Source organism: Streptomyces sp. NPDC012935, assembly GCF_042900345.1.
Lineage (GTDB): Bacteria > Actinomycetota > Actinomycetes > Streptomycetales > Streptomycetaceae > Streptomyces.
Window position 1 is genome coordinate 97,342 of record NZ_JBIBBC010000025.1, and the last position, 10,656, is coordinate 107,997.

The following is a 10,656-nucleotide window of genomic DNA, read 5'->3' on the forward strand; positions in this document are numbered from 1 at the left end:
AGCCATCCGAGAGGGCCGAGGAACGTGAGCACTGAACGCCCGCACTCCGTGAGCGTGGCCGGAGTCGTCGTCGACGACCAGGGCCGGGCCCTCCTCATCCAGCGCCGCGACAACGGCAAGTGGGAGCCCCCGGGCGGCGTCCTCGAACGCGAGGAAACCATCCCCGAGGCCCTGCAACGCGAAGTCCTCGAAGAAACCGGCATCAAGATCGCCCTCCCGGCGACCCTCACCGGCGTCTACAAGAACATGACGGGCCTGATCGTCTCCCTGGTCTTCCGCTGCGAAGCCGCCGACGGCACGCCCACCACCGGCGACGAGACCCGCGCCCTGCGCTGGGCCACCCGCGAGGAAGTCGCCGAGCTGGCCGATGAGGCGTACGCGATCCGCGTCCTGGACGCACTCGACGCAACGTCCCCGCCGGCCATCCGCGCCCATGACGGCGTGAAACTCGTCTAGCCCGAACCCGCTGCACATGGCGGCCTACCAGCACGAAGGAACTTGTATGCACGAGTATACGAGTACAGCCCGGGTCTGGGGGCTCAGTTGCCCAGGTTTCCCGGAAGAGGTGAGCAGGGCCCGCCGATGGACCCGCGACATCTTGCGTGGCTCCCCTTTAGCCGAGGACGCCGTACTGATCGTCAGCGAGCTGAGCACGAACGCCCTCCTCCACACCGCCAGCGGCCGCGACTCCGGCAGCTTCCACCTGGTCGTCGCCGTCTCGGCTCAGGTGGTCGCGGTCTCGGTGACGGACGACGGAGGTACGGACACGGCCCCGAAGGCAGAGCGCCAGGAGGAGGGAGCCGAACGCGGCCGAGGCATAGCCCTGATCGGCACTCTGGCTCACCGAGTGGTGATCCACGACAGCGACCACGGCCACACGGTCACCGCGGAACTCTTCACCGACGCATCCCGAGGAGCCCACCCATGCTGACGACGGCAGAGCTCCGACGCGGCTTCTGGTGCGAGTGCTGGACCGAAGACGTCACGGGCGGCCAACCTCCGGCATTCGTCGCGTCCTTCGGCGCCGACACGGCGGTTCAGGCAGACCGATGGGTCGCGATCATCCTCCGCACGATTACGCCCATGTTGGACCCGGAGGCCTGCGACGACGCGTGGGACTGGCTCTATGACGGCCGCGTCGAGACGAGGCAGGCGCTGCTACGGGCAGAGCCCTGCAAGGTGAGGGTCAGCCAGGCCGACACCTGCGTGACATGGACCATCCGCCCGGCGCTCTTCCTGCCATTGGCGCACCGCCAGGGCGTTGAACTCCCAGCCTGCACTGAGGACTTCAAGCCCCAGCAGACCTAGTGAGTTACAACTTTCTCTACTGGTTCAAGGCGGCTCGCTCCGCTCCCCGGCACGCGGCCCGGCCCCCGGCCGGGCCTGCGCTCCTGTCTCCGCCCCGCTCCAGCCCGGCCGGCGCCCGTGCCGCGCACACAGCAATCAGCCATCTGATGCCAGAGAAGGGGTAAATCGTGGTTGGGGCGGTCGGCTCCACGGCTTTACGGAGCCACTTTGGCGCGAGCCTCGCAGATCATGGCCCCAACGTCGTGCTTTACCGGGCAGGTCCACAGACTGCCCGACGCGCCGCAAGCTTACGGGGCCAAGATCACTCGCGCCAAAGCAGCGCCACCCCAAAGCCGCTCCGCCGACCTCAATTGCCTAGTACAGGTTTAGTTCTTGAGAGCCGACTCAAACTTCAGAAATCTGATTGACCGCATACCGGAAGTCATCCTTCTTGACCGCTTTCTTATAAACGTGCGGCACACCCGATTCGGTAAGAATCCGAGTCCGCATCACCCAGAGCAGTACTTCGCCATGCCAGAATTGACTTTCTGAGGCCACAGGCTTGGCACCTCCGTGGGAAACTGCAGTACGCCCCAGCACGACATTCCTTGCGAAGTTCGGAGCGACACCGAGAATATAATCACCCACATCTTCAGTTGATTCAACCACTTCCAGCACTCGTCGCCGCAGCGGCTTGTCATTGCGTCCCGTAAGAACATTCTTAACCCAGCTGAGAGTATCCTCTTCTAGACCTTTACCCCCCATCGCTTTTATGGCCTTTTCAACACGCTGAGCGTGGAGCGCCTTGCCCGTGTCTCTTGCTTCGTAGAACTTGGCGTGAAGCGCCTCCAAGGCCTGGAAGTAAGATGCAAATCTGTGTTCCGAATAGATGAACGGAGCATAGAAGGGAGCCATCAAAAGGGACATTACGTCGCGCAATTCATTGTGCAGTTCGTACCAGCGGGAAACGAGTTCCGGCAAGTTTACGTCTCGATCTTCCGCCGTCAGAAGGGTAGGCACCCCAGCCAGTCTCGCCGGGGCATTCCACCAACCTTCGGTGAGCGACTCCTTACCAGGTTTAAGGTACCGCCTCTGCATGTAAGCCGTACATATTTCTCGACTCTTCCACGGTCGAAGATACAGTCCATTCATGGCAAGAGGCGTACCTAGCGCTAGCATCAAGAAATCATGAAAGGGCTTGATCCGGGAATCAATCATGCTGCGCCAGTCCATTGGCCCATCGGAAACAATGGATACCTGGCAATTCTGCTCGACGTTTACTCGTCTGCGAGAATACCTGCCCGGCGTATGAACAAAAACCCTAACGTCGGCGTCATTCGTTCGCGCCTGAAGTAGGTCAAGAGAACCAAATGATGGGCGACCTCCCTTCATCTGCTCACTAAGTGGCGGCGCATCCATCCAATCGACAAGTTGGTCTATTTCTGCCCTAACCTCAGAAAACTTCGGATCCAGCACGTGGCTACCCAGGAGTGCCAGTTCGGGGCGATAGCTCGTTTCTCCAATTAACCGGTGCGAGGTGTTCTGTTTCCGAGCGTTAAATAGGGTGACTTCCACTTCATTCCGCGTCTCCCCGTGGATCACCGGGTGCTCTGTCAAATCTAGGCCCGAATTAGACGACCCCTTTTTCGCCTTGACTTCTATTTGCAGATCCCCATGAAGGTTTAGATGAACCCCGTCACGGTCGAGGATTAGAGTGCCCGGACGCCCAGGAATGTCTTGTTCAGGAAGCCACCAAATTCCTTCATGCTGAGAGTGGTCCATAGACGCCATTACCTACTTCCTTTTTCTGCAGGCGATGCTAGCCACATCGTCACGCGGCGCATCGGCCGCACAGGGATTGCTGTTTCAGATCCCTCTGCATAGCTCCGGCTCGTACGCGTGACGGGACTGTACGAGCTCGATGGAACACGAGGTCTGGAAAGTTGACGAAATCGCCTTGTGTGAACGGCTCAAGAGCCTCCAAGACCCCGTCGGGCCAGCCTTCGCGCGAGACCGGCATCCCATCATCAACGAAGCTGCCCAACGTGCCTCCCCATCAGCTCCCGTCGGGGTATACATGCCCGTCGACGCCACTTGATGTCGAGAAGGCACAGAAAGTCACGATAGATGGGATGGCGGACCATTGTGCGTCGTATGGCTGAACCAGCCTGGCTGTGCTCGATCTGATGTCCCCCCACCAAGCAGCGGCCCATCTTCCCAGTCCGTGGCCGGCGTCCCCAGAGCGCAACCGTCAGCGGCTCCCATCGGACAACTGACCAGCCCACCAGACCTCAATACCATCCTGCCGGTAGTTCGGGACGAAGTCGTGCCAGATCATGCGGGGAACCGCGGGGGATGGCGGGGACTGGGTCGTCGGCTAGCCAGACCCCCGTAGCCACCCCGCCGCAGGTCAGCCCAGCGACCACCCGAAGAAGAACCAAGCTGAGCGCTGCGGGGGCTTGATGCCTCCTTGCTCGGCACCCAGCAGGCAGGCATGTACACCGGGGCCACAGGATTCAAACGCGATCCTCAGAGCCTGAGTGGTTGATCCAGCGAGGCCTGTCCGCCTCTGACTCAACTGTCCATGAGGCTCGTGTAATCGACGCTGGGCTGCAAGTCCCAGGCTGGCGAGCGGACAGCACAAACGGATGGTGGGCAGTGCTGCCACCTGTTCCTGGTGCCATCCGGCCCGGCAGGATGCGGAGTGCTCAGTCCGACTCAGAGAGGATCTTGGAAACGGGTAGGAAGCAATGCCCTGTCTCGCTCGCGTGGCGCTTCTTGCGGCGCATCAGTTCGTCCAGGCGGACGCGTTGGTCGAGCACAGCCATGAAGTCGCCCCCATCCATCGTGATGAACGGCGTGCTGAGGCTGTAAACCGCCAGGGCGTCCGAGGTGAAGTTGCTCATGCTGATGTAGAGGCCGAGGGTGTTCTTGCCCTTACGCTCGATGTTGCTCTTGAAGACGTCCAGCTCCCGACGGCCGATGGCTTCTTGCCACCACTTAGCTTCGAGGACGTAGTGGTCAGTGTCGAAAGAGAACGCACCATCGATCTGCTCATAGTCCAAGCTGTATGCCGCCCGCGGCTCCAGGTCGTACAGGGCGAACAACTCGTTGATGAAGCCCTCGAAGTCCCGCCCCCGCTGCTGCGGGTTGGTAGCCGAGTGCATCACGATGAACCGTTGCTTCAACCCCTCATGAGCCTGGGCAAGCGCTCGGCCGTCCTGGGCTTGCTTGGCGCTCTCGGCGATGGCGACCGCGTGTGCCTCATGCTCCGCGATGACCTCACGCTGCTTGGCAGTCCAACGCCTCAACTCCGCTACGGCCGCCGTCGCTTTGGCTACCTTCTCTTCGCCATCCTGCTGGGAAGTCAGGTTAGGGAAGGTCTCCATGTCGGCGATGTCGAGCATGAGTGCGACCGTAAGGTCGAGGTACCGGGCTTCATTGGCTTGCAGCAGGTTGACCAACTGGCCGGACACTTCCCGCTTGGTGGACGACTGGAAGCTCAGCTGCGCCAGGAGCTCACTGTGGTCCCCCAACATCGCTCGGACGTACAGCTCAAAAGGGTCTTTGTTCCAGTAGATCGTGGTCAGCGCCTCGACGAGTGCTGTGTATGCGGCCGGGCGGATGGCCTTACTGCGGTTGTTGGGCTGCGGCACCGTCCCCCTCCTCCTTAAGCACGATGACCGACCTATCACGGTACCGCGCGATTGGTCGATGACCAGCCCGTATGACAGGGCTTGATCCCAGAGGGCTTCGATGACCCACCATCCGCCCCGCGCCAGCACCACGAGGATCTAGGCCGAGGATGGGCAGCTGGCGCCGGGACGCCTCGCCGGAGCCCCGTCCGTCCCTGCGAACCGCACAGAGTACTCCGACACTGTTAGAAGAGGTCAGGATCCAAACGAGTTATAGATCAAATTCTGAGGCGTTAACGATCACTCGATCCTGTGCGCGCTTGACCTGGACTGTAGAGGTCAGACACTGCTTATATCTGTGTCATTTTCTTAATTTCCTTCATAGACCGTTCGCTGACCCGTCGTCAGGGCGCGCCAACTGGAGGGAAACCCGGACGCAAACGGCCGCCCGCAGACCGCACAATCTCAGGCATGACCTTCGCCAAGAAGTCCGAACTCAGCGTGATCGACCGGAACATACCCGTCTCGCAGGACGACACCATCAGCATGCTCCTCAAGGACTCCAAGCGCCACGGCCGCGCCGTCCCCATCCGGCGCGCATTCGTCCAGGACACCGAACCAGGACCGGTGCTGAGACAGAAACCGGGTCCGCTCCCTAAGCTCCTCCGAAGCCCCGCCGCGTTCGACCTCTACCTGCTGATCCACGCAATCACCGCTGGTGGTGACTTCGGGGTGACTCAGCGGTACGAGACGTGGGGACGCGCCACCGGCATCTCCTTCGCGACCAACGGGTCAGCAAGTGCTGCCGTCTCCCGACAGTTGGCCAAGCTGAAGCAGCTCAAGCTGATCAGTACTGCCGCCGACGGACGGAAGACCCGCATCACCAAGCGGCTCGAAGACGGCTCCGAGGACCCGTACACGGTCCCCTCGGGCGGCTCACGCAAGGACATCTACTTCAAACTGCCCTTCGAGTATTGGGAGCAGGGTCTCCACAACACCCTCAGCATGCCTGCTAAGGGAATGCTGCTGATCGCGATGAGCCTGCGCAAGAGGGCCTTCGCCCTCCCCCAGAACAAGGACTTCGCGAAGTGGTACGGGATCTCCCCCGCGACCGTCAGCCGCGGCATCGCCGATCTCAAGAAGGCCGGACTCCTCCTCGAGTACATGTCTGAGGCCTTCTTGACCGGCGAGTCCCCGACCGGCCGCGCCGAGCGGACCCTCTACGTCCTCAAGCCGCCATACGACATCAACATCAACAAAAAGGATCGCGAAGCAGAAGCACGCGCCTTCACCCCCGAGGGCATCCTCGCCACCGCCCTCAGCCACGCGAAGCATCTCAACGCTCCGCGCCTCGTATTCACGAGGCGCGGAGCATGACACGCAAACCCGCCGGAGCGACACACCGCAACCGGCGCCGAAGACACTGGCCGGCACCGTCCGAGCCAGATGCGGCACAGGCCGCCGCCTCAGAAGGCGACGGCCCCCTGTTCCCGCAGGGAGCCGCCCATGTGAAGAACCGACGGCCCACTCCCAAGGAGGAAACCATCAGCATGCATCTCCCCGAGCCTACGGGCTCTTACGCCACCTGGTCGACCCACATCCATGCCACCAGCGCGAAGGCTCACCCCCGCAGGTGTCGCCGCACTCTGCGGGCCCTTGCCCGCACCGCGGGCTTCGGACTGGTCCGGGGCATCGCCACGGCCTGCGGTACCGCCCTTGTGGGTGCGGTGATCTGGTGGACCCAGCACCACTGACAGAGCCCAGGGCTCCGAGGCTGGTCCTCGGGGCCCCGCTCCCGACTCACCACCGTAGAGCGGGCGTGGTTACTGGCGTCCACGTGCAGCGCGCCACTCTACGAACCGAACGCGTCAGTGGAACCCGGATGAATCTCGGTGACCGTACCCACTGATTGGCCCTTCGCCAGCTCCGCTCATTGTGCGTCTCTGGCCTAAGGCAACCGATGCCGAGATGACTGGCCTGATGACGCAATCTGATCAAGCTGTGCAGCCGCCGCGCACCACGAGCGCACCAGATCGAGCGGGGAACAGAGGGGAATCACGGTGAACACTGCAGTCACCGAGGAAGCCCGAGCTCTACCGTTTGCCAAGGTCATCCCCTGAACCAGCGGCGAATGCCCGCAGCTTCCCAAGCTGATGGCTCCGCGTGTGAGGCTCCGTAGCTCCCGCAAGCAGTTGCCCCACAGTCGCCCCTGCCCGCGCAGGCTCTGCCAGACTCGCTTCATGGGGCGTTGCGCTGGGGTGACACGGCAGGGACGAGCGTGCGGAAACCCGGCCGGATGGAACGGCTACTGCCATCTGCACGGTGGTGGAGGCCGGCGAAGCCGAAGCCCACGTGTCTCTACTCCTCCCCAACTTCCGCGCATGCCGGCGCGTCCGGAACCACAGCCGCAACGTAGGCGCAGAGGTTGGTTCTGGTGGCTGAGGTGGCTCTTCATGGGTTGGTTCGAGGCGCTGCGTATCGCGGTAAGCCGACGCTCATGAGGGTGCTGGCTGGGCCGTCTCTGGGCCGTCCGAGGCCGCTCGACAGTGGCCAATGACGACCAATGACGACCACCAGGTGCACGGTCCCACTGCCCCTGAACAGCAAATATCCAGCTCACCAAGATCCCCGACAAGACCCAGGGCAAGAAGAAGTAGCTTTTGTGATCATGCCCCCGACCTGCGCATAGGCGCGGATCGGGGGCGTTTTCACGGCCTGGGCCCACTGAGGGGGCCCTGGGCTCCTAATCCCCCTCCGCAATAGGGGTCGCGCCGTACCTGTCGTGGTAGTTCCACCAGAGATACGGCGGCGTCTGCGGATAGCCCTGCGGTGAGTCCTCCCATTCCTCCTGTCGTCCGAGCGCCGTGATGTCGAGGTAGTTCCAGGTGTTGCCCATCTGCTCGTCGCCCCGGTCGGACACGAAGTACGTGCGGAAGATCCGGTCGCCGTCGCGGATGAACGCGTTGGTCCCGTGCATCTGGTCGACACCGAAGTCGGTGTCGAAGCCGTCGGTCAGGGTGTACCAAGGGATGAGCTGCCACCCCATGCGCTCCTGCAGCCCTCGAATGTCGGCCTGCGGTGCACGCGACACGAAGGCCAACGTCGTGTCCCGTGCGTTGAGATGTGCCGGGTGCGCCACCTGGTCGGCGAGGAACGAGCAGCCGTCGCACGCCCGCTCCGGATATGAGCCGCCCGTCGACGGATACGTCGTCACGTCCGGTGCGTAGAACGCCCGGTACACGATCAGCTGTCGACGACCCTCGAACAGGTCGAGCAGGCTCAGTCCGCCGGCCGCGCCCTCGAACCGGTACTCCTTGTCCACCGCCATCCACGGCATCCGCCGACGCTTCGCGGCGAGGGCGTCGCGCTCCCTCATGAGCGCTTTCTCTTCGACCAGGAGTTCCTGTCGAGCTGCCTCCCACTCATCGGGCGGGACGATCGGCTGCAGAGTCATGGTTTCCTCGAGTTCCAGTCGGGAGTGCGGGCGTCGTCCATCGCCACCACGGGCGACGGTCATGCTGACGCTTCTGCGCGCCCGACCGGGGACGCGCATGTCCATGCGTGCGACGGCGTCGGACAAGCGCCGTGCAGCCGCCCATGTCCGGTCAGCGGGCGGCGGTCCCGAGGGCATCGCGCAGCAGCGAGATGGCCTGGTCCACGGCTGCTCGGGTGGCCCTGGTCTCGCTGAGCGAGTTGATCATCATGAAGTCGTGCACCGCGCCGTCGTAGCGCACCGTCGTGACCGGGACACCCGCTGCGCGCAGCTTGGCGGCGTAGGCCTCGCCCTCGTCGCGCAGCACGTCGGCCTCGTCCACGATCAGCAGGGCGGGCGGCAGGCCGTCGAGTTGCTCGGTGGTGGCGCGGTTGGGAGAGGCGGTGATCTCCGCGCGCTGGTTCGGGTCGGTGGTGTAGGCGTCCCAGAACCACTCCATGGCCTTGCGGCTGAGGTAGTAGCCGGTGTCGAACTGCTCGTAGGACCCGGTGTCCATGGCCGCGTCCGTCACCGGGTAGTACATCGACTGCTGCACGAAGCTGACGTCGCCGCGTTCCTTGGCCATCAGGGCGAGCGCGGCCGTCATGTTCCCGCCGACCGAGTCGCCGGCCACTGCCATGCGCCCGGCGTCAAGGCCTTTGGACGCTCCCTCACGCTTGATCCACTGTGCGGTGGCGTAGCCCTGCTCGATGGCCACGGGGTAGTGGGCCTCCGGCGAGGCCGTGTACTCCACGAAGACCACCGCCGCGTTGACGCCGACCGCCAACTCCCGTACCAGGCGGTCATGGGTGGCGGCGTTGCCCAGGACCCAGCCGCCGCCGTGCATGTACAACACGACGGGCAGGGTGCCGGTGGCGCCCTGCGGTTTGACTATGCGCACCCGTACGTCGCCCACCGAGGCCGGTACGGTGATCCACTCCTCGTCGACCGGCAGCTTGTCGATCGGCGCGGCCTGCAGGTCGTCGAGGACCTTGCGTGCTTCGGCCGGCTTCAGCTCGTACAGGAACGGATGGTGCGAGGTCGCGTCGGCCAGCTCCTGCGCCGGGCGCTCCAGGATGATCGAGGCGGATTGAGCAGTCATGGCAATGCTCCTGGCAGTGCGGAGAAGCCCAAAGTAAAGAGCGGCGGACGCGTAGTGACTGCCCTGTGGGCGTCGAAGCCGCCGCTGGGCCCGGGCTCTGGGCGGAGCCCCGGTCTGGCCCTCGATGGGGCGATATGCCCCATCCTAGACGCGCGTTGTGCAACCCTCGACCGGAGGCGGACGAGGGTCAGGGCCTGCAGGGACAGGCGTATTCGGCACCGTCCACGCCCGCTGCGCCGGCCCGGCCCGGCCCGCGCCAGGCCACCCCGCGAACCCGGTGCATGCGCGGCCGCCACTACGGCAATGGGCCCCGCCGCGAAAATCCGCACCGGAGCCCTGACCGCCACACACAAGATCCGCGGCAGATCCGCGGCGCCATACGCCGCGCTACCTCCGCGTCCTACACCCTCAACGTCACCCTCACCCGCACTGGCAAGGATTCCCCGACTGGCACCCGCACCCGCAGCCGGAGCCGCAGCCGCACGCGGCGACGAGCGGGAGGCTCCTGATGTCGGCGGGCTGTTCGGTCGGGCGTACCTGGGCGGGGTCGGGCGTCGTACCGGGAGTGCTGGGGGATTCGGCCATGGTGCCTCCTCGGGGCTGGTGCCTGTGCCCATTCCATGCCCGCCCCGCTGGGCGCATCAACGGCGCACGGAGGCTTGCGCGCACGCCCCGACCGGGCCCCCGCACTCCCGCACGCCCCGCCCGCCCGGCGTACCCGGCCCGCCCAGTGCGCCTCAGGCGCCCTCGGCGTCCGAAACTCGCTGAATGTCCGGCTGGATGTCGGGCTGCAGCTCATCGGCGTGCTCACCCGTCACCAGGAACACCACACGCTTGGCCACGGCCACCGCGTGGTCGGCGTACCGCTCGTAGTAGCGGCCGAGCAGCGTCACGTCGACCGCCGTCTCGATGCCGTGCTTCCAGCGCTCGTCCAGCAGGTGCTGGAAGAGGGTGCGGTGCAGGAGGTCCATCGCGTCGTCGTCCTGCTCCAGCTGGAGCGCGAGGTCGACGTCCTTGGTGACGATCACCTCGGCCGCCTTCGCCATCAGGCGCTGCGCGAGCTGACCCATCTCCAGGATGGTGGCGTGCAGGTCCTGCGGAATCGCGCGCTCCGGGTAGCGCAGCCGCGTGAGCTTCGCCACGTGCTGGGCCAGGTCGCC

Annotated in this window: 9 protein-coding genes; 4 read left to right on the forward strand and 5 right to left on the reverse strand. The window is 64.4% G+C overall.

Going from position 1 to position 10,656, the window contains the following annotated elements:
- The first annotated feature begins 48 nt into the window (after positions 1-48).
- From ACFY5C_RS37950 to ACFY5C_RS37960, 3 genes are read left to right on the forward strand one after another with little or no spacing between them, the layout of a single operon-like run.
- Entirely contained in the window at positions 49-456 is a 408-nt protein-coding gene (locus tag ACFY5C_RS37950) for an NUDIX hydrolase (protein ID WP_389453858.1), read from the forward strand.
- Between the two features lie 46 nt (positions 457-502).
- Positions 503-931: an ATP-binding protein gene (locus ACFY5C_RS37955; protein ID WP_389453828.1), complete on the forward strand. Its 429-nt coding sequence runs from the start codon at positions 503-505 to the stop codon at positions 929-931.
- Entirely contained in the window at positions 925-1,308 is a 384-nt protein-coding gene (locus ACFY5C_RS37960) for a hypothetical protein (protein ID WP_389453831.1), read from the forward strand. The genes ACFY5C_RS37955 and ACFY5C_RS37960 overlap by 7 nt, the downstream gene beginning before the upstream one ends.
- A 384-nt stretch (positions 1,309-1,692) precedes the next feature.
- Here the strand turns inward: ACFY5C_RS37960 and ACFY5C_RS37965 are convergent, their stop codons facing one another.
- Together ACFY5C_RS37965 and ACFY5C_RS37970 are read right to left on the reverse strand one after the other, a co-directional pair.
- Entirely contained in the window at positions 1,693-3,078 is a 1,386-nt protein-coding gene (locus ACFY5C_RS37965; protein ID WP_389453834.1) for a HEPN domain-containing protein, read from the reverse strand.
- 917 nt (positions 3,079-3,995) lie between these two features.
- The gene (locus ACFY5C_RS37970) at positions 3,996-4,943 is read right to left on the reverse strand and encodes a restriction endonuclease (RefSeq protein WP_389453837.1); all 948 of its coding nucleotides are present in this window, start codon (positions 4,941-4,943) and stop codon (positions 3,996-3,998) included.
- Positions 4,944-5,393: 450 nt separating this feature from the next.
- On the opposite strand from ACFY5C_RS37970, the gene ACFY5C_RS37975 reads away from it, so the two are divergent.
- Complete coding sequence (locus ACFY5C_RS37975) at positions 5,394-6,299, forward strand: helix-turn-helix domain-containing protein (protein ID WP_389453840.1); 906 nt, start codon at positions 5,394-5,396, stop codon at positions 6,297-6,299.
- A gap of 1,366 nt (positions 6,300-7,665) precedes the next feature.
- Here the strand turns inward: ACFY5C_RS37975 and ACFY5C_RS37980 are convergent.
- The 3 genes from ACFY5C_RS37980 to ACFY5C_RS37990 form a co-directional block, all read right to left on the reverse strand.
- Complete coding sequence (locus tag ACFY5C_RS37980) at positions 7,666-8,376, reverse strand: DUF899 domain-containing protein (RefSeq protein ID WP_389453843.1); 711 nt, start codon at positions 8,374-8,376, stop codon at positions 7,666-7,668.
- A 151-nt stretch (positions 8,377-8,527) separates the two neighbouring features.
- On the reverse strand, positions 8,528-9,496 hold the full coding sequence (locus ACFY5C_RS37985; protein ID WP_389453846.1) for an alpha/beta hydrolase: 969 nt from the start codon (positions 9,494-9,496) through the stop codon (positions 8,528-8,530).
- Positions 9,497-10,233: 737 nt separating this feature from the next.
- On the reverse strand, positions 10,234-10,656 hold a 423-nt coding region (locus tag ACFY5C_RS37990; protein WP_389453849.1), incomplete at its 5' end, for a phosphate uptake regulator PhoU.

Coding starts and splice junctions, on each gene's coding strand:
- ACFY5C_RS37955 (WP_389453828.1), top strand. CDS start 503: ATGCACGAGTATACGAGTACAGCCCGGGTCTGGGGGCTCAGTTGCCCA.
- ACFY5C_RS37960 (WP_389453831.1), top strand. CDS start 925: ATGCTGACGACGGCAGAGCTCCGACGCGGCTTCTGGTGCGAGTGCTGG.
- ACFY5C_RS37965 (WP_389453834.1), bottom strand. CDS start 3,078: ATGGCGTCTATGGACCACTCTCAGCATGAAGGAATTTGGTGGCTTCCT.
- ACFY5C_RS37975 (WP_389453840.1), top strand. CDS start 5,394: ATGACCTTCGCCAAGAAGTCCGAACTCAGCGTGATCGACCGGAACATA.
- ACFY5C_RS37980 (WP_389453843.1), bottom strand. CDS start 8,376: ATGACTCTGCAGCCGATCGTCCCGCCCGATGAGTGGGAGGCAGCTCGA.
- ACFY5C_RS37985 (WP_389453846.1), bottom strand. CDS start 9,496: ATGACTGCTCAATCCGCCTCGATCATCCTGGAGCGCCCGGCGCAGGAG.